Annotated in this window: 28 protein-coding genes; 8 read left to right on the top strand and 20 right to left on the bottom strand. The window is 64.5% G+C overall.

The features are described from left to right. Positions 1-3: 3 nt before the first annotated feature. Positions 4-459, top strand: a complete 456-nt coding sequence (locus KIO74_RS16095; protein WP_213332828.1) for a hypothetical protein — start codon at positions 4-6, stop codon at positions 457-459. Between the two features lie 79 nt (positions 460-538). Further along, positions 539-1,123: a LemA family protein gene (locus tag KIO74_RS16090; protein ID WP_213332827.1), complete on the top strand. Its 585-nt coding sequence runs from the start codon at positions 539-541 to the stop codon at positions 1,121-1,123. A 48-nt stretch (positions 1,124-1,171) separates the two neighbouring features. Here KIO74_RS16090 and leuB read toward each other — a convergent pair whose 3' ends face one another. From leuB to KIO74_RS16020, 14 genes are all read right to left on the bottom strand, one after another. Next, complete coding sequence (leuB, locus tag KIO74_RS16085; protein ID WP_213332826.1) at positions 1,172-2,281, bottom strand: 3-isopropylmalate dehydrogenase; 1,110 nt, start codon at positions 2,279-2,281, stop codon at positions 1,172-1,174. A 118-nt stretch (positions 2,282-2,399) separates the two neighbouring features. Next, positions 2,400-3,119: a hypothetical protein gene (locus KIO74_RS16080; protein ID WP_213332825.1), complete on the bottom strand. Its 720-nt coding sequence runs from the start codon at positions 3,117-3,119 to the stop codon at positions 2,400-2,402. A 133-nt stretch (positions 3,120-3,252) separates the two neighbouring features. Continuing rightward, positions 3,253-3,858 carry a 3-isopropylmalate dehydratase small subunit gene (gene leuD / locus KIO74_RS16075; RefSeq protein WP_213332824.1) on the bottom strand — a complete coding sequence of 202 codons (606 nt, stop codon included), beginning with the start codon at positions 3,856-3,858 and terminating at the stop codon, positions 3,253-3,255. Between the two features lie 62 nt (positions 3,859-3,920). Further along, positions 3,921-4,307 (bottom strand): metallopeptidase family protein, encoded by a 387-nt coding sequence (locus KIO74_RS16070; protein WP_213335518.1) that lies wholly within the window; start codon positions 4,305-4,307, stop codon positions 3,921-3,923. A gap of 200 nt (positions 4,308-4,507) precedes the next feature. Then, positions 4,508-4,759: a hypothetical protein gene (locus KIO74_RS16065; RefSeq protein WP_213332823.1), complete on the bottom strand. Its 252-nt coding sequence runs from the start codon at positions 4,757-4,759 to the stop codon at positions 4,508-4,510. 55 nt (positions 4,760-4,814) lie between these two features. Next, on the bottom strand, positions 4,815-5,345 hold the full coding sequence (locus tag KIO74_RS16060; RefSeq protein WP_213332822.1) for a GNAT family N-acetyltransferase: 531 nt from the start codon (positions 5,343-5,345) through the stop codon (positions 4,815-4,817). Beyond that, positions 5,342-6,745: a 3-isopropylmalate dehydratase large subunit gene (gene leuC, locus KIO74_RS16055; RefSeq protein ID WP_213332821.1), complete on the bottom strand. Its 1,404-nt coding sequence runs from the start codon at positions 6,743-6,745 to the stop codon at positions 5,342-5,344. The genes KIO74_RS16060 and leuC overlap by 4 nt, the downstream gene beginning before the upstream one ends. A gap of 528 nt (positions 6,746-7,273) precedes the next feature. Then, positions 7,274-7,675, bottom strand: coding sequence for a 50S ribosomal protein L19 (gene rplS, locus KIO74_RS16050; protein WP_213332820.1), 402 nt, complete (start codon positions 7,673-7,675; stop codon positions 7,274-7,276). 201 nt (positions 7,676-7,876) lie between these two features. Further along, positions 7,877-8,569: a tRNA (guanosine(37)-N1)-methyltransferase TrmD gene (trmD, locus tag KIO74_RS16045; RefSeq protein ID WP_213332819.1), complete on the bottom strand. Its 693-nt coding sequence runs from the start codon at positions 8,567-8,569 to the stop codon at positions 7,877-7,879. After that, positions 8,569-9,258, bottom strand: coding sequence for a ribosome maturation factor RimM (gene rimM, locus KIO74_RS16040; RefSeq protein WP_213332818.1), 690 nt, complete (start codon positions 9,256-9,258; stop codon positions 8,569-8,571). Before rimM ends, trmD begins: the two co-directional genes overlap by 1 nt. 28 nt (positions 9,259-9,286) lie before the next feature. Beyond that, a complete protein-coding gene (gene rpsP, locus KIO74_RS16035; protein ID WP_213332817.1) occupies positions 9,287-9,643 on the bottom strand; it encodes a 30S ribosomal protein S16 in 357 nt (118 codons plus the stop codon). Positions 9,644-9,679: 36 nt separating this feature from the next. Further along, entirely contained in the window at positions 9,680-9,979 is a 300-nt protein-coding gene (locus tag KIO74_RS16030; protein ID WP_213332816.1) for a chorismate mutase, read from the bottom strand. Next, positions 9,979-11,550 carry a signal recognition particle protein gene (gene ffh / locus KIO74_RS16025; RefSeq protein WP_213332815.1) on the bottom strand — a complete coding sequence of 524 codons (1,572 nt, stop codon included), beginning with the start codon at positions 11,548-11,550 and terminating at the stop codon, positions 9,979-9,981. Before ffh ends, KIO74_RS16030 begins: the two co-directional genes overlap by 1 nt. A gap of 3 nt (positions 11,551-11,553) precedes the next feature. Then, positions 11,554-11,775 carry an eL24 family ribosomal protein gene (locus KIO74_RS16020; protein WP_213332814.1) on the bottom strand — a complete coding sequence of 74 codons (222 nt, stop codon included), beginning with the start codon at positions 11,773-11,775 and terminating at the stop codon, positions 11,554-11,556. 608 nt (positions 11,776-12,383) lie between these two features. On the opposite strand from KIO74_RS16020, the gene KIO74_RS16015 reads away from it, so the two are divergent. Beyond that, positions 12,384-14,558, top strand: a complete 2,175-nt coding sequence (locus KIO74_RS16015; RefSeq protein WP_213332813.1) for a glycosyltransferase — start codon at positions 12,384-12,386, stop codon at positions 14,556-14,558. Further along, positions 14,551-15,642: a class I SAM-dependent methyltransferase gene (locus KIO74_RS16010; protein ID WP_213332812.1), complete on the top strand. Its 1,092-nt coding sequence runs from the start codon at positions 14,551-14,553 to the stop codon at positions 15,640-15,642. Before KIO74_RS16015 ends, KIO74_RS16010 begins: the two co-directional genes overlap by 8 nt. Before the next feature lie 14 nt (positions 15,643-15,656). On the opposite strand, the gene KIO74_RS16005 is transcribed toward KIO74_RS16010, so the two are convergent. Then, the gene (locus KIO74_RS16005) at positions 15,657-16,472 is read right to left on the bottom strand and encodes a GyrI-like domain-containing protein (RefSeq protein WP_213332811.1); all 816 of its coding nucleotides are present in this window, start codon (positions 16,470-16,472) and stop codon (positions 15,657-15,659) included. Between the two features lie 245 nt (positions 16,473-16,717). On the opposite strand from KIO74_RS16005, the gene dapF reads away from it, so the two are divergent. Together dapF and mtaB are read left to right on the top strand one after the other, a co-directional pair. Then, positions 16,718-17,587, top strand: coding sequence for a diaminopimelate epimerase (dapF, locus tag KIO74_RS16000; RefSeq protein ID WP_213332810.1), 870 nt, complete (start codon positions 16,718-16,720; stop codon positions 17,585-17,587). Then, on the top strand, positions 17,587-18,834 hold the full coding sequence (gene mtaB / locus KIO74_RS15995; RefSeq protein ID WP_213332809.1) for a tRNA (N(6)-L-threonylcarbamoyladenosine(37)-C(2))-methylthiotransferase MtaB: 1,248 nt from the start codon (positions 17,587-17,589) through the stop codon (positions 18,832-18,834). The genes dapF and mtaB overlap by 1 nt, the downstream gene beginning before the upstream one ends. 349 nt (positions 18,835-19,183) lie before the next feature. On the opposite strand, the gene KIO74_RS15990 is transcribed toward mtaB, so the two are convergent. Next, positions 19,184-19,900 carry an RluA family pseudouridine synthase gene (locus KIO74_RS15990; RefSeq protein ID WP_213332808.1) on the bottom strand — a complete coding sequence of 239 codons (717 nt, stop codon included), beginning with the start codon at positions 19,898-19,900 and terminating at the stop codon, positions 19,184-19,186. Between the two features lie 272 nt (positions 19,901-20,172). Between KIO74_RS15990 and ftsY the strand changes: the two genes are divergently transcribed. Continuing rightward, positions 20,173-21,465 (top strand): signal recognition particle-docking protein FtsY, encoded by a 1,293-nt coding sequence (ftsY, locus tag KIO74_RS15985; RefSeq protein ID WP_213332807.1) that lies wholly within the window; start codon positions 20,173-20,175, stop codon positions 21,463-21,465. A gap of 12 nt (positions 21,466-21,477) precedes the next feature. Here the strand turns inward: ftsY and KIO74_RS15980 are convergent, their stop codons facing one another. The 3 genes from KIO74_RS15980 to KIO74_RS15970 all read right to left on the bottom strand — a co-directional run bounded on the left by KIO74_RS15980 (position 21,478) and on the right by KIO74_RS15970 (position 23,468). After that, a complete protein-coding gene (locus KIO74_RS15980; protein WP_213335515.1) occupies positions 21,478-21,804 on the bottom strand; it encodes a YnfA family protein in 327 nt (108 codons plus the stop codon). Between the two features lie 295 nt (positions 21,805-22,099). Continuing rightward, positions 22,100-22,969 carry a sigma-70 family RNA polymerase sigma factor gene (locus tag KIO74_RS15975; RefSeq protein WP_213335512.1) on the bottom strand — a complete coding sequence of 290 codons (870 nt, stop codon included), beginning with the start codon at positions 22,967-22,969 and terminating at the stop codon, positions 22,100-22,102. Between the two features lie 37 nt (positions 22,970-23,006). Beyond that, positions 23,007-23,468, bottom strand: coding sequence for a carboxymuconolactone decarboxylase family protein (locus KIO74_RS15970; protein WP_213332806.1), 462 nt, complete (start codon positions 23,466-23,468; stop codon positions 23,007-23,009). Positions 23,469-23,636: 168 nt separating this feature from the next. Between KIO74_RS15970 and KIO74_RS15965 the strand changes: the two genes are divergently transcribed. Continuing rightward, a complete protein-coding gene (locus KIO74_RS15965) occupies positions 23,637-24,218 on the top strand; it encodes a septation protein A (RefSeq protein ID WP_213332805.1) in 582 nt (193 codons plus the stop codon). 82 nt (positions 24,219-24,300) lie between these two features. Here the strand turns inward: KIO74_RS15965 and KIO74_RS15960 are convergent, their stop codons facing one another. Continuing rightward, positions 24,301-25,653 (bottom strand): adenylate/guanylate cyclase domain-containing protein, encoded by a 1,353-nt coding sequence (locus tag KIO74_RS15960; RefSeq protein WP_213332804.1) that lies wholly within the window; start codon positions 25,651-25,653, stop codon positions 24,301-24,303. Positions 25,654-25,728: the final 75 nt, after the last annotated feature.

Here is a 25,728-nt window from a genome sequence, read left to right as displayed (position 1 = left end):
CGGATGCGCCTTCTCGCGCGCTTTATCCTTGTGCCGCTCGGCATCGGCTGCGCGGTCACGGCGGGCCTCATCTTCCTGATGCTGGCGGCGACCTTCCAGCCCGCGCTCGCCCAGCTCTTCGCCGGGCTCAGCCTCGCGGGTCTCCTTACCTTTTTCGATGCCCTGACAACGACCGGCGATCCCGGATCGCTTCTGGCGCTCTGGATGCTGACCGTCGGTTTCGTGGCGCTGCCGCCCGCCATCATCGCCCTCGTCGGCGAATTCGCGGGATGGCGCTCCTTCGTCTGGTATTCCGCCGCGACCGCGCTCCTTACAGCGGCCCTTCCCTGGATCGCGCGGGGTTCGGCGGATGGCACGCAGGGCGAGGCCGACGTCACCCTCGTACTGTTCCTCACGGGCGCGCTTGCCGGCCTGGTCCATTGGGCGATCGCCGGTCGTACCGCGGGTCGCCGGCCATGATGCCGGTCCAGCTGTGCCTACGGGCACTTCGTCCCACAACCACTTCATCTACACATCTGACGATCGGGGAAATCTGACCATGGGGTCACGGACGCTCATCGGCGTTGTCGCTGTCGTGACGGCAGTGTGTTTTGGGGCAGCAACCGTTGTGTTCGCCAGAAACAGCGCCGCGGAGATCCCCATACGGGCGAAGAATGCCGTCGCGGCCTGGGGCAATGTCGAGAAGGAATTCAGGGCACGCACAGCGGTCGCACCGGCGATGGTTTCGCTCGCCATCCGCGTCGAGGCCAACGACAAGCTACGCGAACGCATTGTCACCGCCACCGAGGATGTCGAGGCGCTGCCGTCGGACCCCAGCACGCCGTATTCGCCCGACAAGCTGCGCGCCTTCATGGCGACGCAGGATGTCCTCTCGGACGCCTTGGGTGAAGTGCTGGATCTCGTCAACGCCCATCCGACGGACGCGGCTGACCCCAAGGTCAAGGCGCTCCTCGCGCAGCTGGCCGAGCACGAACAGCGGATGGTCGTGGCGCGCAGCGATTATGTCGCGGGCGCCAAGGCGTACAATGAGGAACTCGAAACGCTGCCGAACCGCTGGACGGTCTCTTATTTTCATCCAGACGCGTCGCTGATGGTGGCGAGCTTCGACTTCAGGAAAAAATAAGGAGCGCCTCGGGCACTCCCCAAATACCCAACAGTCTCGCGGGCGCGTTCAGCGCGCGAGGTTTTGCAGCTCGGCCAGGACAGCATCGCCCATTTCGCCGGTGCTGGTCGCGTTGGAGCCCCGCGCGGCGATATCGCGCGTGCGCAGGCCACTGTCCAGCACGTTGGCAACCGCCTTCTCAAGGAGATCGGCTTCCTCGACGAGGTTGCAGGAATACCGCAATGCCATGGCGAAAGAGCCGATCATGGCGATCGGATTGGCAAGGCTCTGGCCGGCGATATCGGGGGCTGAGCCGTGCACCGGCTCATACATGGCCCGGCGCTTACCCGTCACGGGGTCGACCGCGCCGAGCGCCGCCGATGGCAGCATGCCGAGCGAGCCCGTCAGCATCGCCGCCACGTCCGAGAGGATGTCGCCGAAGAGGTTGTCGGTGACGATGACGTCATACTGCTTGGGATTACGCACCAGCTGCATGGCGCAGTTATCGGCGAGCACATGCTCCAGCGCGATACCGGGATAGTCGCCATGCACGCGGGTGACGACCTCGTTCCACAGCACCCCGGACTTCATGACATTGCGCTTCTCAGCGGAGGCCACCTTGCTGCGGCGCTTGCCGGCGAGATCAAAAGCGATGCGGGCGATGCGATCGATTTCGTGGGTCGTGTAGAGCTGGGTATCCACGGCGCGCTTCTCGCCGTTCTCCAGCGTCACGATCTCCTTCGGCTCGCCGAAATACACGCCGCCCGTCAACTCGCGCACGATGAGGATGTCGAGCCCTTCGACCAGCTCACGCTTCAGGGACGACGCGTCGGCCAGCGCCGGGTAACAGATGGCGGGGCGCAGGTTGGCGAAAAGCCCAAGATCCTTCCGCAGGCGCAGCAGGCCTGCCTCGGGACGGTGCTCATAGGGGACCTTGTCCCACTTTGGTCCGCCGACCGCACCGAACAGCACGGCGTCCGACGCCATGGCTAGCCCCATCGCCTCGTCGGTGATGGCAACGCCATGCGCGTCATAGGCGGAACCGCCTACGAGCTGACGCTCCGTCTCGAAACGGTTGCCGCTTTCCTTGTCGAACCAGCGAACGAGCTTTTCCACTTCGCTCATGACTTCGGGGCCGATCCCGTCACCGGGGAGGAGAAGGAGATTGAAGGATGCCATGATGCCTCGCGAGACTACGCCGAGATGGATTGTGCCGGAGGTTTAAGACGTTCCGCGGGGACTTGGCAAGCTTTAGGACTTGGCGAACGATCACCACATGGGCCGAGGGTAAACTCCTCTAGAGATCGACCCCACCAAAGGCGTGATACTGCGCGATCACAGCCTCGGAGTAACGCAGGCCGAACACCAGACCGGTGAAGACCTCGGCGACGAACTCCAGCGGGTTGATGGTTGCATAGCCGCTCACCTGGATGCCGATGTCAGGCGCGACACATGCCGTGCTTGATATCATCTTCAGGCTCCAGAACATGGCGGGCCTGTTAGCCTCATGCAGGAAATGGCCGAATTCATGGACGACAGCCGCGATCCCACGCATCGCTTCCGAGGCGCTCCGTTTCGGCACCGGCGTCAACCCTGTTATCTGGTTCATGATACCAGCATCGCGCAACTGGTCGGGAATACCGCGCTTGCCTTTGGGACCTTCCCCGAAGATCGGACTCTGGCCGGGGTAATGGTCATTCACGTCAAAGATCTTGTCTCCCACGAACATGGTGCGCTTGCCGCCCGGCCCCTCCGGCCACCAGCAGGCCTCGCAAGCAATGCGAGGATGCAACATCACATTCAGCGGTGAAATGCGCGGTAGATGATCGGGCAATCGCTCCATGATGAAACGGATCGCGTTGTTCACACAGCCCATCTTGTCACTATGAAAACCTGCCATCCTGTTGAAGCTGGAGTGCACGATCACTCCACCAACATAGATATGGCTCAAATAGACGCTGAAACTCCCAATTTCCGAAATTGATTTAGTATACGTCATGCCCTGATCGCGAAACAAACATCACAATAACTTGCAATATACATAAATACATTCATCGAAAACAATAACGGCGGGAAACCTCTTGGAGGCTCCCGCCGCATTTCAAGTCGCAAATTATGAGCCGATCAGCCGGGGCACGAGGCCCGCGCGATCAAAGCCAGGGATGCGTCTCTTTCGTCTTGGTCTCATAGCTCGAGATGGCGTCGCGCTTCTCCATGGTCAGTCCCACGCCATCGAGACCATTGAGCATGCAATGCTTGCGGAAGGGGTCAAGGTCGAAGCTGATGCTGCCACCGTCGGGGCCCTTGATGGTCTGGCTTTCCAGATCGACCGTGAGCGTCGCATTGGCCCCGCGGCGTGCGTCATCCATCAGCTTGTCGAGATCTTCCGGCGAGACCTTGATCGGCAGGATGCCGTTCTGGAAGCAGTTGTTGTAGAAAATATCCGCGAAGGACGTCGAGATCACGCAGCGGATGCCGAAGTCGAGCAACGCCCAGGGCGCGTGCTCGCGCGAGGAGCCGCAGCCGAAATTGTCACCCGCGACGAGGATCTGCGCGTTACGGTAGGCCGGCTTGTTCAGGATGAAGTCGGGATTTTCCGAGCCATCTTCCTTAAAGCGCATCTCGGCGAAGAGGCCAGCGCCGAGACCCGTGCGCTTGATCGTCTTCAGATACTGCTTCGGGATGATCATGTCGGTATCGACATTGACGATCTCCAGCGGAGCCGCGACCCCCGTCAGGGTTGTGAATTTGTCCATCCGTCCAGTCCTTCCACCCAAATTCTCAAGCAACAGGAGCTCAAAGGCTCCGCAGATTTCCATCAACCGGCTTCGCGCTCGATCGCCTCGATATCTTCATCGGACAGACCGAAATGATGCCCGATCTCATGCACGAGCACATGCGTCACAATCGAACCCAGCGTTTCCTCGTGCTCCGCCCAATAGTCGAGGATGGGCCGGCGGTAGAGGAAAACCATATTCGGCATCTGCCCGCTCAAGGGACCCGCGCCCTGTTGCGCCAGGCCATGCCCGCGGAACAGGCCGAGCAGATCGAAAGGACTTTCGAGATCCATTTCCTCGATTGTCTCTTCGTCCGGAAAATCCTCGATCGTGAGCACCACGCCGCTGCACAATGCGCGGAACGTATCAGGCAGCTGCGCCAGGGCACGCTCGGCCAGAACCTCGACGTCAGCCAAGGTAGGGGCCATCCGCCTGCCCCAGGCCAGAGGCAGTTCCTCCGCGAGATTGTGCACAGATGCCACGCCGTCACTCTCCGTTCAAAGCCTGGAGCTTTCCCTATGAACCGGAGTTCACCAGGAACGCTTCAGGTCTTTGCTTCCACGCATTTCCTTCACACGAACCGGTTTCCACTCCGCTCGAAAACGCTCAGTCGCGAAAGCTGTTCTCCTCAGCCCCGCAGCTGGGTAAACAGCGACACCGCGAGGTAGATGACGATCACCACACCGATTGCCCGTCCGATGCGCCGTCCCCAGACCTCGATGGGATCGCGACGACCGTCCGGCAACAGGGGCGCATCCGCGCCGGTCATATGGCGAACGACACGCGCGACGCCGGAATCCGCGATCGCCTCGCTGTCGCGGGACACGCGCTCCAGCGTCTCCTTGGCTTCCCGCTCCCGCTCGTCATCACCTTTCGTCATGACCCACCATGATAACCGCCTCAAGCCCGGCCCCGCTGGCTTTCGCGTTACCGCCTCACCAGGAAACGCCCGGCTCGAGCCAGATCACATAGTTCTTCCAGGGGGCGGCTTCGGCGATGCGGTCATAAAGCCGTTGCGCGCCAAGATTGTCGTGAGGAACCATCCAGCGCAACTGGATCCAGCCACGCTTGCGTCCCTCCGCGACGATATCGGCGATCAACGCCCCCGCAACCCCCTGACCGCGCGCCTCGGGAAGAACATAGAGGTCATCGATCTGCCCGGCCCGCCGCCGCGAGATCGCCTCCGGCAGGTCATAGAACAGGGCAAAGCCGACGAGCTTGCCGTTCATGTCATCGCCCGCGAAAGCACCACGGATGATGACGCCGGACTCAGCCAACAGCCGCTCGACATAAGCGAGGTCAGGCTTGTCGCCGTTGTCCTCGCCGTGGCTGAGCGCCTCGCCATAGGCCGCGATCAACGGCAAGAGCCCGGTCGCGTCAGCCGGATCGAGCTCCCGCAGCACAAGGCCGGGCGTTGCCGCGGAAGCGGCCGCGCCAACCGGCGACGGCCGCCCGTCCACGGTCATTTCCAGTCCCGGATGTCAACGAAGTGCCCGGCGATCGCCGCGGCCGCCGCCATCGCTGGCGACACGAGATGCGTGCGGCCCTTGAAGCCCTGGCGCCCCTCGAAATTGCGGTTCGAGGTCGACGCGCAGCGCTCGCCCGGCTTCAGCTTGTCGGCGTTCATGGCAAGGCACATGGAGCAGCCCGGCTCACGCCAGTCGAAGCCCGCTTCACGGAAGATGACGTCCAGACCTTCCTCCTCGGCCTGGAGCTTCACCAGACCCGAGCCGGGAACGACCATGGCATTGACGCCCGGATGCACGCTCTTGCCCCGCACCACGGCAGCGGCCGCGCGCATGTCCTCGATACGGCCGTTGGTGCAGGAGCCGATGAAGACACGGTCGATGGTTACGTCGGTCAGCTTGGTGCCGGGCTTCAGGCCGATGTACTCGAGCGCGCGCCATTTGGAGTTGCGCTTGTTCTCGTCCTGGATATCGTCCGGGTTGGGAACGACACCGGTCACCGCAACGACGTCCTCCGGGCTCGTACCCCAGGTCACGATCGGCGGCAGGCTGGCGGCGTCGAGCCGGATCTCGCTGTCGAAGAACGCGCCCTCGTCCGTCTTCAGGCTTTCCCAGAAGCGCACCGCCTCGTCCCATGCGGCGCCCGTCGGTGCCTTGGGCCGGCCCTTGAGATACTCGTAGGTCTTCTCGTCCGGCGCGACGAGGCCGGCGCGGGCGCCGCCCTCGATCGACATGTTGCAGACCGTCATGCGGCCTTCCATGGACAGCGCGCGGATTGCCTCGCCCGCATATTCGATGACATGGCCGGTGCCGCCGGCCGTGCCGATCTCACCGATGATCGCCAGCACGATATCCTTGGCGGTGACGCCGGGCGGCAGCTGGCCGTCCACCGTCACGCGCATGTTCTTGGCCTTCTTCTGGATCAGCGTCTGTGTGGCGAGCACATGCTCCACCTCGGACGTGCCGATGCCATGGGCCAAGGCGCCAAAAGCGCCATGAGTCGAGGTGTGGCTGTCGCCGCAGACAATCGTCGTGCCCGGCAGCGTGAAGCCCTGCTCCGGACCGATGACGTGGACGATGCCCTGGCGAACGTCGCGCTCGTCATAATATTCCACGCCGAAATCGCGGGCGTTCTCGGCCAGCGCGGCAACCTGCGTCGCCGCCTCCGGGTCGTCGATGCCCTTGGAGCGGTCGCTAGTGGGGACGTTGTGATCGACGACGGCAAGCGTCTTCTGCGGCGCGCGCAGCTTACGACCGGCGACACGCAAGCCCTCGAAGGCCTGCGGGCTGGTCACCTCGTGCACGAGATGGCGGTCGATATAGAGCAGGCAAGTGCCATCGGGCTGTTCGTCGACCAGATGGTCGTCCCAAATCTTGTCGTAGAGAGTGCGAGGCTTCATGGCGTGATGATCTCAACTCAGAAGATGGCTGTTCCTGGAGCCACCGGTAACGGCCGCGCGCGCGGAAAATTTCCGCTCGCGACATGTGAGCCGGCGGAGCCGGCGTCAGATCACCGTAAGTTGCGCGTTCGCGGCCGTGGTCAGGCGTCCAAAAAAACGTCCCGGCAGACGCGCGTGATCATGCAGCGCAGCAAACTCATGGGTCGTCACCACCGGTCGCGCCCTCAAGGCGCGCGACAAGGCCGGTAACAGCCGATCCTGTGAGCATTGCATGGTCATAATGTCTAGTTTTTAGCAGATCCAAAAAGATCCGACAATCAATACCACGATAGAGGTGGAGACAGCCGACTCCGGTCGTTCCAGCGGGCGGGATGACGCATCCCGCGGCCGTAACCGCGGAAGATGGCGCTCTTCAAGAAAAAAGGCGGGAACCGCGTGCCTTCCGGATCATCCCAAGGGACCATCAGCGGAAAGACAGGCAGGCCCGCCCTCAACACCCCGGCGCGACGGCCGGAATGGAACGTGCGATTACTCGGCGGCGGTTGCCGCGGCGCCCTTGGTCTTGGACGCGCGATCGGTGCGCTCGGCGATACGGGCGGACTTACCACGACGGTCACGCAGATAGTAGAGCTTGGCGCGACGCACCTTGCCGCGGCGGACGACCTTGATGGAATCGATGTTCGGCGAGTAGAGCGGGAACACACGCTCGACACCTTCGCCGTAGGAAATCTTGCGGACCGTGAAGCTCTGGTTGATGCCGCCGCCGTCACGGGCGATGCAGACACCCTCATAGGCCTGGACGCGGGTGCGCTCGCCTTCCTTGACCTTCACGTTCACCTGCACGGTGTCGCCGGGCTCGAAATCGGGAAGCTCGCGGCCTTCGGTGAGCTTGGCGATCTGCTCTTTATCAAGGGCTTCAATGATGTTCATCGGTTCAACTCCTGCCGAGACGCCCTCGCGGGCGCCAGCGTTTCGGCGACGCTGTTTTGAATTGGGTTTCCGCAGCGAACCAAACGGGCAGCCGAGGATGGCGCGCTATACACCAGCCAGACAGCCCTGTCGAGGCGCAAGGCGCGGCGGGCGTTCATTTTGCGACAATTGGAAGCGCGTTGCGCCCGCCCTGGATTGGCCTCAGCGCGCGCTGAGCAGATCCGGCCGGCGCTCGGCCGTCAGGCGCTCCGCTTCCTGGCGCCGCCAGCGCGCGATGGCGCCATGATCGCCCGAGAGGAGCACATCCGGAATGGGACGCCCCTCCCACTCACGCGGCCGCGTATATTGCGGATATTCGAGCAGCCCATTCTCGAAGCTCTCGTCGTCTCCGGATGCGTCGGCGCCCATCACGCCCGGCAGCAGCCGCACGCAGGCGTCGGTCAGCACCATCGCCGGAATCTCGCCGCCGGAGAGCACATAATCGCCGATCGACACCTCGGTGAGATCACGCCCGGCGATTACCCGCTCATCGATACCCTCGAACCGGCCGCAGACGATGACGAGCCCTGGCCCCGTCGCCAGCCGGCGCGCATCCGCCTGCGTAAAGGGGCGCCCGCGCGGGCTCATCAGCAAACGCGGCCTGATGTCACCTTCTTCCGCCGCCGCATCGATGGCGGCGGCCAGCACATCGGCCCTCAGCACCATGCCCGGGCCACCCCCGGCAGGGGTATCGTCCACCTTGGCGTGGCGGCCGATGCCATGGTCGCGGATCTGGCGCGCCTCGAGGCTCCAGAGCCCGCGCGACAGCGCATCTCCCGACAGGCTGGTGCCAAGCGGGCCGGGAAACATCTCGGGATAGAGGGTGAGTATCGTGGCGCGCCAGGTCATCGCCATCAATCCCGCGCGGCCCGGCCGTCCTCATCGGGATCAACAGGCTCCACCGGATCGAACAGACGCTTGTCGGCCACGACGACATGCCCGTCCTTCACCGAGACGACGGGAACCGCGGCCTTGCTGAAAGGAACCATTGCGGTGATGGGACTGTCGGCCTTGCGGACCTCGATGATATCGCCAGCGCCGAAATCGTGGAAGCCGACCAGCGTGCCGAGACGCGCACCATCCTCGGCCAGGACGGCCAGGCCGATGAGATCGGCCTGGAGGAACTCTTCTTCCTCGAGATCGCTCGCCAGTCGCTCGCGCGGAATATAAAGCGCGACGCGGTTCAGCGCCTCGGCGGCATCACGATTGTCAATGCCCGCGACACGGGCCACCAGCATATCGCCGGCTGGGCCGGCGGCCGGTCGCACATGGTTCAGGACGAAGCTCATTGAGCCATCAGCCGTCTCAAGCGGCGAGTACCCCTTGATCGCCCCTGGCTCACCCGTGAAGGACTTGAGGCGGACCTCGCCGCGCACGCCATGCGCGCGGCCGAATTCACCGACCTGCACCAGCCCCGGGCGCGGCTTCTCCCGCCCTTTCGGGGCGTGAGATCCGCGCGCGACGGGCAGGCGCTTGTCATCCTCCCTCCGCGGACGGGAGGACGCCGGACGTGCCGGGGCCGGACGAGAGGGCTTTCTTGCCATTCAGGATCCTGCCCCTGCGTTGCGTGGCTTACGCCTCGGCAGCTTCGGCGCCGGCGGCGGCGGCGCGCTCAGCCGCGCGCTCCTGGGCCTTCTTGCCCGGCTCGGCCTTCTTGGGGTTGTTGCGGGCCGGACGCTTGACGACGCCGGCGGCATCGAGGAAGCGCAGCACGCGGTCGGTCGGCTGGGCGCCCTTGGCGAGCCAGGACTTGGCCTTCTCGATGTCGAGCACGACGCGAGCCGCGTCATCCTTCGGCTTCATCGGATCATAGGCGCCGATCTTCTCGATGAAGCGGCCGTCACGCGGAGCGCGGGCGTCGGCCACCACGATGCGGTAGTAAGGACGCTTCTTGGCGCCGCCACGGGTCAGACGGATCTTCAGGGACATAAAAGACTACTCCTCAGGTCTAACGATAGGGGCGCCTCAGGCGCCCTGGTTCTGCCGGCTCTTGATGGTTTCGTGATGCCGGATCACTTCCTTGACGATGAAGTTCAAGAACTTCTCGGCGAAGTCTGGGTCGAGATGGGCGTCGGCGGCGAGCGCCCTCAGGCGGGTGATCTGCCTCGCCTCGCGGCTGGGATCGGCAGGCGGCAGATCATGGGTTGCCTTATATTCGCCGACCGCCTGGGTGCATTTGAAGCGCTCCGCCAGAAGATGCACCAGCGCCGCGTCAATATTGTCGATGCTGCCGCGCAAGCGCAGCAATTCGGGATGCGCATCCATCACTTCTTCTTCCCCAATCCGGGAAACCCACCGAGCCCGGGCAGTTTTGGCCCGAGGCCGGGAAGCCCGCCACCCATGCCGGGAAGCTTGGAGCCTCCGCCGAAGCCGCCGGGCGGCAGGGCAGGCAGCCCGCCACCGCCAAGCCCGCCGGGCAGTTGCGATTTCATCTGCTCCAGCATCTCCGGCGTCACCTTGGAGGGATCGATGTTGGGCATGCCGCCGCCGCCAAGGCCGAACATGTTGCCAAGCGCGCCCGCGATACCGCCCCGGCCGCCCTTGCCCATGGACTTCATGACGTCGGCCATGGTCCGGTGCATCTTCAGGAGCTTGTTGACGTCCTCGACCTTGGTGCCGGAGCCAGCGGCGATGCGCTTCTTGCGGCTGGCCTTGAGGATGTCCGGATTGCGGCGCTCCTTCACCGTCATCGAATCGATGATGGCGGTCTGGCGCTTCACCACCTTGTCGTCGAGATTGGCGCTGGCGATCTGGGACTTCATCTTGGCGATGCCCGGCAGCATCCCGAGCAGGCCGCCCATGCCGCCGAGCTTTTCCATCTGGGCCAATTGATCACGCAGGTCCTCCAGATCGAAGGAGCCCTTGCGCATCTTCTCGGCCATGCGCTGGGCGCGCTCGGCGTCGAAGCTTTCCGCCGCCTTTTCCACCAGGGAGACGATGTCGCCCATGCCGAGAATGCGGTTGGCGACACGGGCCGGATGGAAGTCCTCCAGCGCGTCGACCTTCTCGCCGGTGCCGACGAGCTTGATCGGCTTGCCGGTGACGGCGCGCATGGAGAGCGCCGCGCCGCCACGGCCGTCGCCGTCCATACGGGTCAGCACGATGCCCGTGAGCCCCAGCCGGCCATCGAAGGCCTTGGCCGTATTCACCGCGTCCTGGCCGGTGAGGCTGTCGGCGACCAGGAGCACCTCGTGCGGCTGCGCGACGGCCTTCACCTCGGCCGCCTCGAGCATCAGCGCCTCGTCGAGGGTGACGCGGCCCGCGGTGTCGAGCATGACCACGTCGAAGCCACCAAGGCGCGCGGCCTCCATGGCGCGGCGAGCGATCTGCACGGCGGACTGGCCGGCGATGATCGGCAAGGTCTCGACACCCACCTGCTTGCCGAGCACGGCGAGCTGCTCCATGGCGGCGGGACGGCGCGTATCGAGCGACGCCAGAAGGACGCGGCGCTTGGCCTTGTCGGTGAGGCGCTTGGCGATCTTCGCCGTCGTCGTGGTCTTGCCCGAGCCCTGCAGGCCGACCATCAGAATACCGACGGGCGCAGGAGCCTCGAGATCGATGCTCTCTGCTTCCGCGCCAAGCATCGCAACAAGTTCGTCGTGAACGATCTTCACGACCATCTGACCGGGGGTCACCGACTTGATGACCTCGGCGCCGACGGCGCGGCTGCGCACCTTGTCGATGAAGCTGCGCGCGACTTCCAGTGCGACATCCGCCTCGAGCAGTGCGCGGCGCACTTCACGAAGCGCGGCGTTGACGTCCTCCTCGGAGAGCGCGCCGCGCTTGGTCAGCGCGTTGAAAATGCCGGAGAGCTTATCGGAGAGATTGTCGAACACAGTTCACTCCTCGACTTGTCCGGCCCGCGTCGCCCGACGGACGACCAGCGCGGCCTCGAAATGCTTGACGGCCGTCTCGAATTTGTCCCGGCATCCGGGATTGCAGAAGCCAACGACCGCCCCTTTGTAACGCGTGAGGCTGTCAGCCGCGATCGGCCGCCCGGACCATGGGCAGAGCTCGTTGATCGCGTCCTCAATCCTCAAAGGCGTGTCAGCCAATGCCATAGTCACTCCTGATAGCCCTCCCCCACGCACGTCGTCTTCAAGCGCGATCACGCCCGAGGGCGCACAGCGCTGTCGGACGTTGACCTCCGGTCTCTCGGACCAGTCGGCGGCTCTCGAACACGGCAGGGTTCGGGCAAATATCCGCGCCTTATGAGCCACAGGGCTTGATGAGTCAAGGTTTGCCGAGCGACCCATGTTTTGCCCGGATCTCCATAGCGCCTCGCCGGCAACTCGTGCACCGCGCGTGCTGATTGCTGCAACCGCGCCCTTTCCGCGAGCAACGCCGCACATATGGAGAAGCGTGCCGCGAGATCAAGGCTAGGCTTGTATATACAAAAGATAAAATTTAAAGCGGGCAATATCTCGCGTCTGGACAACTCATCACGGCGCGAGACGAAAGCGTCAGAATGTCGATTTGAATAAAAGATGGCGAAATTGCGTCCAATTTTACGTGAGTCCTTATGCTGCCCCGGCAGCGTCACACAAGTAGCCGCGCCGTCGTTCCATGAAATCAGGACCTGCAATCGCGCCCAAGATTTGCTGCCATTACATTGACCCATCTTCCAATTCACGTTAGATCGCGCCGAGCGCCACGGACCGTGGCTCACATGACCACGCTGGGGGGCGTCGAAGTGGAAGCGTCGCGGACTTTTCACGCATCCATCATCCTCAACATACATCGCGAAGCGGTCTTCCTGAAGCGCACGCTCCTTTCACTGGATGAGGCGCTTGCTGTGGCTCACGACGATGGCCTTGCCATCGAACTCGTAGCGGTATTCGACCGCAGCGATGATGCGACGCGCGCCGTTCTGGCGGGACACGACCTCAACGGCTATGCCCATGTCGAAATGCTCGATGTCGACAACGGCTCGCTCGGCCTATCACGCAACGACGGCATTGCACGAGCGCGTGGCGAATTCATTCTGACAGCGGACGCGGACGACCTTGTCTCGCCCAATTTTCTGAAGGAGACCATCCGGACCGCGCGTGGCGCTGGACCGCGCTGCCTCGTGTTTCCGGAATATCTCTTCGCCTTCGGGGCGACCTACCACATCTGGGCCTATCGCGATCTCGCCACGGTGACGCCGTTCGCCCTCATCGACATGCACCCGTTCACATCGCGGCTCTGCGCCCATCGTGACGCCTTCGCTGAGCTGCGCTATTCCGATCTCAGGCTTTCCTCAGGTTACGCCTTCGAGGATTGGGATCTCAATTGCGCGGCGGTCGCCGCCGGTTTCGACATGCGCATCGCCCCCGGGACGCTCCTGTTCTATCGCAAGCGCCGGGGAAGTCTGCTCGATAGCGCGGAGTCCGCGTCGACATGCCAGATCCCGCCCAACCCCCTGTTCGTGCCGAAAACTTATCTCAAGATCTGCGCCCCCTATTACGATCGCGTCGCGAAAGCCCCCGGCGCAGTCAAGCCGATGGATCCGCCATCGCGAGACCTTCTCGCACGCGGCGATATTCGCCGTGCGATCGACGCTGCCAACGCGATCGAGCCTCTTATCTCGACACCGAAATATGAGCACTGTGATCTCATCTCGAATTCCATGCAGGACCTCTCGGCGGGCGTGGCCTACTACAAGGTCTGCCAAGCCATCGGCGACGCGGATTTCACGGATGTCTTCCTGTTGCCCTTCATGCCGCGCGGTGGCGCCGAGAAGTATTTTCTCGAACTGCTCGAGGCCATGTACCAGAACGAACCTCTTTCCGACACGCTGCTGATTTTCGGGGAGAATCGTGCGGGCCCGTCCTGGGAGGATCGCGTGCCGCCCAATGCAAGCATCGTCGACTTCGGCAGCCTCTGCGGGGGACTGCCGATGGACAAGCGGTGCCTCCTCACGCTCAAGCTCATCCAGTCGCGCACGCCGGACGCGCGCATCCATCTGCGCGATTCCGTATTTACCGAGCGCTTCCTGACGGCGTTCGGCCCCATTATGGGTCAACACGAATGCGTCTATTATCATTTCTGCGAAACGGAGCTTATTCAGGACGGCCGCAAGTTCATTTACTATTCACCCCTGAATCTTATCGTGGAGAATATTGATTCTCTTTCAAAAATTATTTGCGACAGCCAGGCAATGATAGACCGTGACCGCCACCGTGTCGGCACTCAGACCGAAAAATGGGAATGCCTCTACGCGCCGGTGCAGCGGCCGGCCGTGATTGCCCCGCAAACGCCGGAGGCACAGTCCCGCATTCTCTGGGCGTCACGGCTCGATTCCGAGAAACGTCCGGATCTTCTGCCACTCGTTGCCGAGCGGCTGCAGCGCCGGCTTCCAAATGTGCATATTCACGCATTCGGCGGAGCTGTCTTCAATGGCTTCAGCGCGACGCAGCTCGATGGGTATAAGAACCTCACCTTTCACGGCCCCTATAACGGCTTCGAGTCCCTGTCGCCGAATACATACCTGGCATTGATGTATACGAGCCACTATGACGGCGTTCCAAACACGATACTGGAGGCCATGAGTCATGGGCTCCCCGTGGTCGCGTCTGATGTCGGCGGCATTTCTGAAGTCGTGATCGATGGGAAGACGGGCATTCTGTTGCCAGCGCTGTGGGACAACGACGCAATGGCCGACGCCTATGTGGAAGCCTTGGTTCGGCTCCATCGCGATCCCGCACTGCTGCAGACATTCAGCCAAGCTGCGCTGGAGCTGGTCGCGCGGCAGCATTCCCATGCGGTATACCGCGCGCGCGTCGCCCAGCTGTTCGGCCAGAGGCCGCGTCACGCCTCGCCATTCCCTACGGTCGCCCCCAAGGTCCTCTGTCATGGCTGAGCGGATCAGCTTCTCCCCCGGCACCATGCCTTACGATGCAATGCTCGCTGCCGAGCATGTCGCGCGCTATCTGCTCGCAAGGCCCCTCTGCACCGGCAAGCGCGTGCTCGATGTCGCTTGCGGCGAAGGCTACGGCACAAGCTTCCTCCGTGCGAGCGGAGCCACCACGGTCGTCGGCATAGACATCGCCAAGGAAGCGATCGAGGCCGCCAACACACGTTTCGCCAAGCCCGGCATCACGTTTATCGCGGGTGATGCGCTTTCCCCCGCGACTTTTCATGGGCATGGACCATTCGATCTCATCACCTGTTTCGAGACGATCGAGCATGTATCGAGCGCGAGCCGGTTGCTGGAAAACCTTCGCGCCCAGCTGGCGCCAGGCGGCGCGATCATCATCAGCTGCCCCAATGATGCCATCGACACGCGCCGGGGCATTCAAAACCCCTTCCACCAGAAAACCTACAGCCTTCAGGAATTCAAGGACACCACCGTTGCCGTTCTAGGCCCGGCATCGCAATGGCTCCTGGGCGCCCCCCTGACCGGCCTGTCGATCCTCGAGGAGGGCAACGCGCGGCTCGCCACGCATGACGATGCCATGGATCTCAGCCTGAATGCGGAGACCATTGCTCAGTCACTTCTCCTGCCGGCTGAGAAGGAGCACAGCGTTACACCGGAGAGTGCGACTTTCTTCGTGGGCGTCTGGAACGCGACAGTCGCGCCGGCCGCGGTCTCTACCCCCTTGTCCCGCACTGCCTATATCGCGCCTTGGCTTGAGATTGAACGCCTGAAGAGCGCGGCTGATGACCCGGCAGGGGATGTCGCCCATTATCGCGAACTCGCCCTGTTGTCGGAGGAGCGCGCCCGGGAAATCAGGCGCATCGCGACCTTTGAGAAGGACACGCTTGTCGCCGAAGTCACGGAGCTTAGGTATTTCCGCGACGTCGCCTTCCATTCGCGTGCCCACCGCATCGCCGCCGCCTATATCCGCTACGCGAGTGGCGATGGCCTCGTGGCGCGGATGCTGCGGCTGCTTCGCGGGATCGCGGGAGGAAGTCTGCGCATGGTGCGCAAGTTGGCACGGTGAGCGGAGCGCAATCTCTATTTGGGCTGCACGTAGACGTTGATCTCGAGCTCCGGATCATCCGGGTCCATCGTGCGCGATGGATATTCCTCGATGAAGGTGTCCTTCGCGACCATGTTCTTTGAGTCGAGATAGGCGGTGATCGCCTCATAGGTCGTGTCGATTTCGTCGTAAGGTGCCTTGTGCACGAAGCGCAAGGCCCTCCCGGATGGGGTCACGCCGGCTGTGATGCCAGGCGCGATCTCGCCGCCGCCGGGAAACGGCGCGGCGAGCGGTACCATGGCCTCGAACCGGAAATGGGTGTCATCCGCCGACAGGAAGATGGCTATGGGCCGTCCGGCCGGTTTCAATCCCGCCTTCGCCAGCGCGTCCTGGATGCGGGTGAAGCTCTCCGTCAGGTTCTTGAAGCCATCGTCCCACGAGCTTTCACCGCCCTTCAGCACCGCCGCCGGCTTCTCGGGAAGGGTTACGTCCTCCGCGTCGCCGCTGTTGCCCGTGGAAGGCACGAGAGCCGGCAATTCCTCGGCAGTCCGCGGCAAAGGCTGGGCGCCTTCCGCAGGCGCGGGGGACGAGGCGGCGGGGGGTTGCGCGGCTTCCTGCGCGAAAGCCTTGGATGCCACGACGGGGCCGGCGGCAAACAGGGCGGCCAGGATCAGTCGAGAGACAACCAATCTTGAGATGACCAGCCCTGACATGATCCGCGTTGCGACCGGCCCAGAGCCCCGGGGCCCATTCAAGCCACGCGCCTTGCGACGCGCATCCGGACGAGGCACGGATCGACGCGGCACGTCTTGCAGGATTGCGACTTCTCCCAACGCCCGGCTCTCCCTCATTGCCTGGCTCCTCGCCACAGCCGCGAATCGCTATCTTTTCGCTATCGCGACGATACGATTCTCGGCGTCCGTGAGCGAGAGATGCTTTAAGGGATGTTCATCGCGATTTGGCGCTTATTTGCGGCAAAGCGCGCCATGGCGCGCAAATAACTGAAAGCCGTGATGTCTTTGACGGATTGGCACCCTCTCGCAATCATTCTAAAAGGCCCCCATCTGTCCAGACGTTTGCACCACCGGCCGAAACCATGAGCACGCTCGCCAACCACTCCTTCGCCAAGATGAACGGCATCGGCAACGAGATCGTCGTTCTCGACCTGCGCGGCTGCGACCACGTCGTGACACCGGCGGAAGCGCGTGCCATCGCTGGCGATCCGCATTCCCGGTTCGATCAGCTGATGGTGCTGCATGCGCCCGTGACGCCTGGCACGGATGCCTTCATGCGCATCTACAACACCGACGGTTCGGAATCGGCGGCCTGCGGCAACGGCACGCGCTGCGTGGCCTGGCACCTCATGAAGGATGGCGACCGCGACAGCCTGACGCTGGAGACCTCTGCCGGCGTCTTGCCTTGCACGCGTGTCGACGCGCTCACCTTCACCGTCGACATGGGGGCGCCACGCTTCGGCTGGGACCAGATCCCGCTGGCGGAAGAATTCCGCGACACCCGCGCGATCGAGCTGCAGATCGGTCCGATCGATGCGCCCATCCTGCATTCGCCATCCGCCGTCAACATGGGCAACCCCCATGCCATCTTCTGGGTGGATGACGTGAAGGCCTATGACCTGCCGGCCATCGGCCCGCTGCTCGAGAACCACCCGATCTTTCCCGAGCGCGCCAATATCTCGCTCGCGGCCGTGAAGGATCGCCGGCACATCGATCTATGGGTATGGGAGCGCGGGGCCGGCATCACGCGCGCCTGCGGCTCCGCCGCCTGCGCAGCGGCTGTCGCGGCCGCGCGCAAGAACCTCACCGATCGCGAGGTGGTCGTCAGCCTGCCCGGCGGCGATCTCACCATCACCTGGCGGGAAAGCGACGGTCATGTCCTCATGACGGGCGCCGTTGCCTTCGAATGGGAAGCCCGCTTCCCGCCGGAAATTTTCGCGGGCGCCGCCTGATGGCGATCGACGTCGTCACTTTCGGCTGCAGGCTGAACACCTACGAATCGGAGGCGATGAAGCGCCATGCCGATGCAGCCGGCGCCGACGACCTCGTCATCATCAACACCTGCGCCGTGACCGCCGAGGCTAGCCGGCAAGCCCGCCAGACCATCCGCAGACTTCGCCGCGAGCGGCCGCAGGCGCGCATCGTCGTTACCGGCTGTGCCGCCCAGATCGAGGCGGCGACCTTCTCCGCGATGGCGGAAGTCGACCACGTCATCGGCAACACCGAGAAGATGCAGGCCGGGACCTGGGCCGCCATCGCCGGAGCCGCGCCCGCCGAGCGCATCCTCGTCGGCGACATCATGGCGGTGAAGGAAACCGCGAGCCATCTCGTCGATGGCTACGGCGGGCTCCCCCGCTCCTTCGTGCAGGTGCAGAACGGCTGCGACCACCGCTGCACCTTCTGCATCATTCCCTATGGCCGCGGCAATTCGCGTTCCGTCGCCATGGGCGCCGTCGTCGATCAGGTGCGACGGCTCGCGGAGAACGGTTGCGGAGAGGTCGTCGTCACGGGCGTGGACATCACGAGCTACGGCCGCGACCTGCCCGGCACGCCGACGCTCGGCAGACTGGTCAAGCAGATCCTCAGGCATGTTCCGGAGCTGCCGCGCCTGCGCATCTCGTCGATCGACTCCGTGGAAGCCGACGACGATCTGCTCGACGCGCTGGCCACCGAGCCGCGTCTGATGCCGCACCTGCATCTCTCGCTGCAGGCGGGCGACGATCTCATCCTGAAGCGCATGAAGCGCCGCCACCTGCGCGACGACGCCATCCGCTTCTGCGAGGATGTCCGCAAGCTGAGGCCCGATGTGGTGTTCGGCGCCGACATCATCGCCGGCTTTCCGACAGAGACCGAGGATATGTTCGCACGCTCGCTCGCCATCATCGACGAATGCGACCTCACCCACCTCCATGTCTTCCCCTTCTCGCCGCGCCCCGGCACGCCGGCCGCGCGCATGCCGCAGGTCGATCGGGCGCTCATCAAGGACCGCGCCCGCCGCCTGCGCGAGAAGGGCGCGGAGGCGCTCGCCCGCCATCTCGCGCGCGAGGTCGGCCGTCAGGTGCCGGTGCTCACCGAAAACGCCGAGCTTGGCCGCACCGAGGGTTTCACGCTGGTGCGCCTCGCCTCCGCCGCCGTCCCCGGCCGCATCTTGGACGTCACCATCGCCGGCCACGACGGGCACGAGCTGCTGGCAGCCTGAAACCAATCAGGATCTCCGGCGCAAGGCCAGGAATCACGCGCGACGGTTTCAACCGCGCACCTCTCCCGCAGGGAGAGGTCGCGCCGAAGGCGCGGGTGAGGGGAGCGCCCGCTCCGGAAGCATCCCCCTCTCCCGGCACTCTCCCCGCCGGGGAGAGGGAGAAACGCTGGTGGCCGCGCCTCCGCGGCCATCCCGGCCAGCTCGCATCTTCTTCTTCCAGCCGGGCCAGCGGCAGGTGGATCCCACCCGGCGCCTGCGGCGCCACCCTCCCCTCAGGGGAGGGATCGGCGCGTCGCGACTGACTTGATGACACCGCGTTTCCGGTCACAAACCATCACATTGGTGTCGTTCATCCTGACGGATGCCCCTCTCTTCCTTTGAGCATCGCCAGCGTCTCTTGCATGCCCGCCGGCGCAGGCGCCTCCACCGTGATCGGATCGCGTTTCGGGTAGAGCGGGACTGTCACCGCGCGCGCATGCAGATGAAGGCCCTGCCCGGCTCCGCCACGCCCGTAGACGCGGTCGCCCAGGATCGGCCAGCCCATGCTGGCACAGTGCACCCGAAGCTGGTGGGTACGGCCGGTCACGGGTTCGAGCGCGAGCCAGGTGAGGCCGCCGCCACGGCCAAGAACCTGCCAGCGCGTCAGGGCCGGCAGGCCGGCGGGATCCACCTGCATGCGCCACCCCTGCGCGGGATCGCGCGGGCTGAGCGCCAGCATGATCTCGCCCGCGTCGGCCTCCGGCCCACCGACGACGACAGCCCAGTAGGTCTTCGACACCTTGTTGTCAGCGAACAGGCGGCTCAGCCGTTCCAGCGCCTTGCGATGACGTCCGAGCACAAGGCATCCGGACGTGTCCCTGTCCAGGCGATGCGCCAGTTCAGGCCGGCGCGGCAGGCCGAAACGCAAGGCATCGAGGTGGTCCGCGAGCGTCTCGCCGCCCTTCGCGTCGGGGTGCACCGGCAGTCCGGCCGGTTTGTCGATGACGAGCATGAGCGCGTCGCGATAGAGAAGGCGCGTCAGAATATCCGACCTGGAGATATGGCCCTTCGGCCTGTCCTGTGTCATGCCCTCATCCTGCCGACGCGATAGAACCGCTCGCGGGCAAGTCCGTCTGTTGCGGACTTGCTCTCTGAAAAGAGGCGAGCAAATTCACCGACTTGGATCGTACAATGCAATCCAAGTCGGATTTTGCTCTATGCCTTGCGGGATCGGGCGGCAAGGCTCATCTGCGGCTGGCCACCCAGCGGTGGCTGAGGCAATGCAGTGTTTGAACGCATGATCGGCTCCGGGAAGTCGAACGGCTTTTCGGGATTGTGCCCCGGGGATTGAAGGCGACGATGGCTGAGAACGAGAAACGGACGATGCTGGACCGGCTGTTCGGCCGTCGCAGGGACAAGACAGAGCCGGCGCCTTCCGAACCCAAGCCTTCCCAGTCGGAATCTTTCAAGTCACCCCCTTTCGAGTCACCGCTGCCCGCGGCCGAACCCGTCGCGTCCCAACCGGAGGCCCCGGCCCTGCCCGCTCCCGAGCCGGCGCCTGTCCCACCTCCGGCGGCGACGGACGTCGCCGAGCCTCAACCCGTCACGCCGCCCGCGCCCGAGGCGCTGCCACCGACTATCGGTGACACGGATGGCGGCCATGCCGCTCCGGTCGCGCCACCCGGGCCCCCGGAGCCTGAACCGGACTTGCCCTCCCCGTCCGCGCAGAAGCCCCAAAACTGGTGGCAGCGGCTGACGGCGGGCCTGAAACGCACGTCGTCGTCGATCGGCGCGGGCATCACAGATCTCTTCACCAAGCGGAAGTTCGACGCCGCGACCCTGGAGGAACTGGAAGACATTCTCATCCAGGCCGACCTTGGGGTCGCGATGGCGGCGCGGGTGACGGAAGCCGTCGGCAAGGGCCGGCATGACCGCGCGATCGATCCGGAAGAGGTCAAGGGCGTGCTCGCCCGGGAGGTCGAGGCGGTGCTGGCGCCGGTAGCCAAGCCCCTCGTCGTCGCGGCGGACAAGAAGCCTTTCGTGATCCTGATGGTCGGCGTCAACGGCTCCGGCAAGACGACCACCATCGGCAAGCTCGCCGCCAAATATCGCGCCGAGGGCCGCTCGGTGATGCTCGCGGCCGGCGACACCTTCCGCGCGGCTGCCGTCGAGCAGCTCAAGGTCTGGGGCACGCGCACGGGCGCCAACGTCGTCGCGCGTGACCAGGGCGCGGATGCGGCGGGCCTCGCCTTCGACGCCCTCCAAGCCGCCCGTGACGCGAGCACCGACGTGCTGATCGTCGATACCGCCGGCCGGCTGCAGAACAAGGCGGGCCTCATGGCCGAGCTCGAGAAGATCGTCCGCGTCATGCGCAAGCTCGATGCGGAGGCGCCGCATGCGGTGCTCCTCGTGCTCGACGCGACGACGGGCCAGAACGCGCTGAGCCAGGCCGAGATCTTCGGCAAGACGGCCGGCGTCACCGGCCTCGTCATGACCAAGCTCGATGGCACCGCGCGCGGCGGCATCCTCGTGGCTCTCGCCGACAAGACAGGCCTGCCGGTGCATTTCATCGGCGTCGGCGAGGGGGTGGACGACCTCGAACCCTTCACGGCGCGCGATTTCGCGCGGGCCATCGCCGGCCTCGACGCCTGAGCCGCCGGCCGCTCAGGCGGCCCGCGGCCCCAGCAGGATGACCGCCGCCCCGGCAAGGCAGATGGCGCCGCCAGCAAGGTCCCAACGGTCGGGGGTGACACCCTCGGCCCGCCACAGCCAGATCAGCGACATCACGATATAGATGCCGCCATAGGCCGCGTAGGCGCGCCCGGCCGCTGCCGTGTCGATCAGCGTGAGGAAATAGGCGAAGGCGGCCAGCGAGACGACGCCGGGGATGAGCCATAGCACGCTCTGGCCAAGGCGCAGCCACGCCCAGAAGGCGAAGCAGCCGGCAATCTCCGCGAGCGCGGCGAGTATATAGATCGCGAGGGCGGGAATGGGCATCGGCGAGATGGGTTGAGGACGGGTCAAGGGCTCCCGCCTTCGTGGCACCGGTTCCATGCCAATGTCAAAGGCCGGCGTCGATTTCCACGCGGGCCATCCCGGGAAGAGCGCAAGCTCGGGCCGGGGATCCAGAACCGATACGGTCCGCGAGTGGCTGTCAGCCTTTGCGCAAGGTGCCGTCTTTCTGAATCAGTAGTGTTCATGGATCCCGGACAGCCGCTTTGCGGCTTCCGGGATGACGCGGAGGCTCCCGCGCCTCCCCTGAACGAAGCACAGATGTCGACTGACCTCAGGAAGCAAAGGGCGACAGCCCCTCGACGACATGGGCGAGCTTGTCCGGATTGCGGACCACATAGATCGCCGTGATCCGCCCATTGTCGATCGCAAGGGCGGTCGTCTGCAGATGGCCATGGCCGTCGACCGTCACAAAGCCGGGCAGGCCGTCGATGACGCAGCGCCTTAGCACGGTGGCCGGCTTGTAGTCCTTCTTGCGGCTCAGGCCCCAGAAGAAGCGGGACACCTTGTCCTGCCCGAAGATCGGGTTGAACGTCGCGGCGACCTTGCCGCCGCCGTCGCCATAGAGCACCACGTCCTCGGCCAGCAGCGCCTGCAGGCCGGCCATGTTGCCGGTCGCGGAGGCGGCGAGAAAGGCCTCAGCCAGGTCGCGGCCTTTCTCGGGCGAGACGGGAAAGCGTGGGCGGGCGGCCTGCACATGCGCGCGGGCACGGCGGGCCAGCTGCCGGCAGGCGGCCGGGTCGCGCTGCAGGGATGCCGCAATCTCGTCGAAGCCGACGCCGAACACATCATGCAGGAGAAAGGCGGCCCGTTCGAGCGGCGACAGACGCTCCAGCGCCACCATCAGCGCGGTCGTGATATCGTCAGTGCCCTCGTCCTCGAGCGGATCGACTACGGGCTCCGGCAGCCATGGCCCCACATAGCTCTCCCGCTTGACGCGGGCGGACTTGAGCTGGTCGAGGCAGAGATTGGTGACCACCCGCGACAGGAAGGCGGCCGGCTCGCGGATGGTGGCCGCATCCGCGCGGTGCAGGCGGATGAAGGCCTCCTGCACCATGTCTTCGGCCTCCGCGATCGATCCAAGCATGCGATAGGCAAGGCGGATCAGGCGTGGGCGCGCCGCCGAGAAGGCCTCCGTCAACATGGCATCCTGGTCGGGGCCGCGATCACTCACGATACCGTCACTCACGGTCTTGCCGCTTCGACACGGGATGGATGGCCCGGAAGCCGATGGCGAAACGGTTCCAGGCATTGATCGTGGCGATCATCAGTGTGAGTTTCACCTGCTCCTCATCGGAAAACTCGCGCTTCAGCGCCTCGTAGTCCTCATCGGGCGCATGGGTCTTGGACACCAGCGTCAAGGCCTCGGTCCAGGCCAGCGCGGCACGCTCGCGGTCCGTATAGAGGGGCGACTCCCGCCAGGCGTCCAGCAGATAGAGCCGCTCCTCCGTCTCACCGGCGGCGCGGGCATCGCGGGTGTGCATGTGGATGCAGAAGGCGCAGCCGTTGATCTGCGAGGCCCGCGTCTTCACCAGTTCGAGCAGACTGTGCTCGAGCCCGCTGCCGAAGGCCCGCTTCTCCAGGTCGAACATGGCGCTCATGGTGTCGGGAGCGGCGGTGTAGGGGTTCAATCTCGGCTTCATGTCTCACTCCGTTTCCAACTTTGGGAACATGTCGGTGCGTTGACGAGCGAGGTTCCCGGACTGTGACATGAACCGGAAAAAAATCCGAGCCGATGATCCCGGTGTCGTGATAGGCGGCTCCAGCCACTAGAGTTGACGGCTTGTGGCGGAACGGGCAGACATCATCCCATGACCGATACCAAGCGACAGCCGCTCAACCCCATGCTCAAGCTGGCCCTTGAGCTTGGGCCCCTCGTCCTGTTCTTTTTCGCGAACCAGCGCGAGGGTCTCTTCACGGCGACGGCCGTGTTCATGGTCGCGACCGCCATCGCGCTTGTGGTCCACTACGCGCTCGTCCGGCATCTGCCCATCATGCCGATCGTCTCTGGCGTCGTGGTGCTGGTTTTCGGCGGCCTGACGCTCGTGCTGCATGATGAGCTGTTCATCAAGCTGAAGCCCACGATCGTGAACTGCCTGTTCGGCGGCGTGCTCCTGGGCGGGCTGGCCTTCAACAAGCCGCTCTTGCCCATCGTCTTCGACAGCGTGTTTCACCTGGATGATGAGGGCTGGCGGAAGCTGACGCTACGCTGGGGGCTGTTCTTCTTCTTCCTGGCGATTTTGAACGAAGTGGTCTGGCGGACCCAGTCCACCGACTTCTGGGTGAACTTCAAGGTCTTCGCGACGATGCCGATCACCATCGTCTTTGCTTTGGCACAGACACCGCTGATCATGCGCCATTCCCTGCCCGAGAAAGACCAGCCCGAGGCATAGGGCCAAATCCGGCAATCCTGACTTAGGAACTCCGGGTTTCGGCCGCCTGGATTTCGGCAGTCATCGCGGCCGGACGGTCCGGTCAGGACGCCTGGCTGGCGGGCTCGGCTTCGGCGGTCTCCCAGCTCGCGAGATCGGCAGGGGTGAACAGCTCGATGGGTTCCGCCCGGCCACGCAGGGATTGCTCGCCGATATGGCGCCATCCGGAGCGGTCGGCGTGCGCGGCGTCAAGCGCTTCCTCCGATACGAGGAACGCGACCTGGTGCAGCTTCGTCGCCTGTTCGAGCCGGCAGGCAACGTTCACCGCATCCCCCAGCACCGTGAAGTCGAGACGCATGTCGTTGCCGATGGCGCCGATGAACGCCTCGCCGCTATGCACACCGATGCCGATGCGGATGGGATCGAACCCATTCCGGCCGCGCTCCAGGTTCCATTTGTCCATGCGGTCGAGAATGGCGCGCCCGCACGCCAGCGCCCGCGCCGCGTCATCCTCGCCGGGCTCGGGCATGCCGAAGACGAGGAAGGCGCCATCGCCGATGAACTTGTCGATGACGCCTCCATGCTCGGCCGCCGCCGCCATCACATGCTCGCGGAACGTGCCGATCAGCTCCACGACGGCCGAGGGCGACAGGCTCTCCTCCATGGCGGTCGAGCCGCGAATGTCGACGAACATGAGCGTCACGACGCTACGGCGACCGGCTTTCAGCTCGCTGATGCGCCCTTCCGCGAGCACCGGCGCGAGCTCGGCCGGCAGATAGCGGCCGAGATTGAGACGGATCGTTGTTTCCTCAACCGCGCGCACCAGGAGCTTGCGGCCACGTGCAGCCGCCAGAATGAGGATTCCGCCAGTGAGGAGCAGAATGACGACGCGCGCGAAATTCGGCTGCCAGCCGAATTGGTCCTGCACCATGAGTTCGGGGGGACGGGGGAACGTCATTTGCGCGGGCGCGGCGAAAATGCCCACGGCGACCATCGACAGGACGAGCAGAACCGTCGTGTAGATCTGGACGCTCGGCCGCAGGCGCAGCGCGTTGCTCGCAAAGACCAGCGGCAGGGCCGCGATGATCGGAAACGACAGGATATACTGGCCGGTCAGCCCGGTAACCCAGACGTTGAGCCAGATGTTGAACGCGACGATGAACATGTCGATCGTCGCCGTCCCAAAGCTCATCCACCACCGCCAGAGGCGGACGCGCACCAGCCCGTAGCTGAGAAGCCCTGACAGGAACAACGTCAGCACCGTAAGCTGGGCGTATAAAACCTGCCGCTCACCGATCGGCGAGAAGTCGCTCTTGCGATCCACGAAGGCGATCGCCGCCAGGAGAACGATACCCGTGATCATACGCACGAGGCTCGCCGTCCGCTCCGCGCTCAGCTCGGCGCTGAGCAGCAGGACGTCACTTTCCTTAGGGAGCTTGAAGGAGCGGGCGATCATGGATGGCCGTGGTCCGGGGGTGGAACCTGCTGGTGCCGGTGACCGCTCGCTAGGATCGGCCAGCCGGGTGGGAAG

Source organism: Chelatococcus sp. HY11 (assembly GCF_018398335.1).
In the GTDB taxonomy this organism is placed as follows: Bacteria; Pseudomonadota; Alphaproteobacteria; order Rhizobiales; family Beijerinckiaceae; genus Chelatococcus.
This window is presented reverse-complemented; position numbering and strand designations above follow the sequence as displayed.

What these genes read in the sequence shown, in the direction of transcription:
- dapF (WP_213332810.1), top strand. Translation starts at nt 16,718, where the DNA reads ATGAGCACGCTCGCCAACCACTCCTTCGCCAAGATGAACGGCATCGGC.
- mtaB (WP_213332809.1), top strand. Translation starts at nt 17,587, where the DNA reads ATGGCGATCGACGTCGTCACTTTCGGCTGCAGGCTGAACACCTACGAA.
- ftsY (WP_213332807.1), top strand. Translation starts at nt 20,173, where the DNA reads ATGGCTGAGAACGAGAAACGGACGATGCTGGACCGGCTGTTCGGCCGT.
- KIO74_RS16010 (WP_213332812.1), top strand. Translation starts at nt 14,551, where the DNA reads ATGGCTGAGCGGATCAGCTTCTCCCCCGGCACCATGCCTTACGATGCA.
- leuB (WP_213332826.1), bottom strand. Translation starts at nt 2,281, where the DNA reads ATGGCATCCTTCAATCTCCTTCTCCTCCCCGGTGACGGGATCGGCCCC.
- KIO74_RS15990 (WP_213332808.1), bottom strand. Translation starts at nt 19,900, where the DNA reads ATGACACAGGACAGGCCGAAGGGCCATATCTCCAGGTCGGATATTCTG.
- KIO74_RS16020 (WP_213332814.1), bottom strand. Translation starts at nt 11,775, where the DNA reads ATGGCATTGGCTGACACGCCTTTGAGGATTGAGGACGCGATCAACGAG.
- rplS (WP_213332820.1), bottom strand. Translation starts at nt 7,675, where the DNA reads ATGAACATCATTGAAGCCCTTGATAAAGAGCAGATCGCCAAGCTCACC.
- KIO74_RS16005 (WP_213332811.1), bottom strand. Translation starts at nt 16,472, where the DNA reads ATGAGGGAGAGCCGGGCGTTGGGAGAAGTCGCAATCCTGCAAGACGTG.
- KIO74_RS16060 (WP_213332822.1), bottom strand. Translation starts at nt 5,345, where the DNA reads ATGACCGTGGACGGGCGGCCGTCGCCGGTTGGCGCGGCCGCTTCCGCG.
- KIO74_RS15965 (WP_213332805.1), top strand. Translation starts at nt 23,637, where the DNA reads ATGACCGATACCAAGCGACAGCCGCTCAACCCCATGCTCAAGCTGGCC.
- rpsP (WP_213332817.1), bottom strand. Translation starts at nt 9,643, where the DNA reads ATGTCCCTGAAGATCCGTCTGACCCGTGGCGGCGCCAAGAAGCGTCCT.
- rimM (WP_213332818.1), bottom strand. Translation starts at nt 9,258, where the DNA reads ATGGCAAGAAAGCCCTCTCGTCCGGCCCCGGCACGTCCGGCGTCCTCC.
- KIO74_RS15960 (WP_213332804.1), bottom strand. Translation starts at nt 25,653, where the DNA reads ATGATCGCCCGCTCCTTCAAGCTCCCTAAGGAAAGTGACGTCCTGCTG.
- KIO74_RS16070 (WP_213335518.1), bottom strand. Translation starts at nt 4,307, where the DNA reads ATGGCCCCTACCTTGGCTGACGTCGAGGTTCTGGCCGAGCGTGCCCTG.
- KIO74_RS16030 (WP_213332816.1), bottom strand. Translation starts at nt 9,979, where the DNA reads ATGGATGCGCATCCCGAATTGCTGCGCTTGCGCGGCAGCATCGACAAT.
- KIO74_RS15975 (WP_213335512.1), bottom strand. Translation starts at nt 22,969, where the DNA reads ATGTTGACGGAGGCCTTCTCGGCGGCGCGCCCACGCCTGATCCGCCTT.
- KIO74_RS16090 (WP_213332827.1), top strand. Translation starts at nt 539, where the DNA reads ATGGGGTCACGGACGCTCATCGGCGTTGTCGCTGTCGTGACGGCAGTG.
- KIO74_RS16015 (WP_213332813.1), top strand. Translation starts at nt 12,384, where the DNA reads ATGACCACGCTGGGGGGCGTCGAAGTGGAAGCGTCGCGGACTTTTCAC.
- trmD (WP_213332819.1), bottom strand. Translation starts at nt 8,569, where the DNA reads ATGGCGATGACCTGGCGCGCCACGATACTCACCCTCTATCCCGAGATG.
- KIO74_RS16065 (WP_213332823.1), bottom strand. Translation starts at nt 4,759, where the DNA reads ATGACGAAAGGTGATGACGAGCGGGAGCGGGAAGCCAAGGAGACGCTG.
- leuC (WP_213332821.1), bottom strand. Translation starts at nt 6,745, where the DNA reads ATGAAGCCTCGCACTCTCTACGACAAGATTTGGGACGACCATCTGGTC.
- KIO74_RS16095 (WP_213332828.1), top strand. Translation starts at nt 4, where the DNA reads ATGCGCCTTCTCGCGCGCTTTATCCTTGTGCCGCTCGGCATCGGCTGC.
- KIO74_RS15970 (WP_213332806.1), bottom strand. Translation starts at nt 23,468, where the DNA reads ATGAAGCCGAGATTGAACCCCTACACCGCCGCTCCCGACACCATGAGC.
- leuD (WP_213332824.1), bottom strand. Translation starts at nt 3,858, where the DNA reads ATGGACAAATTCACAACCCTGACGGGGGTCGCGGCTCCGCTGGAGATC.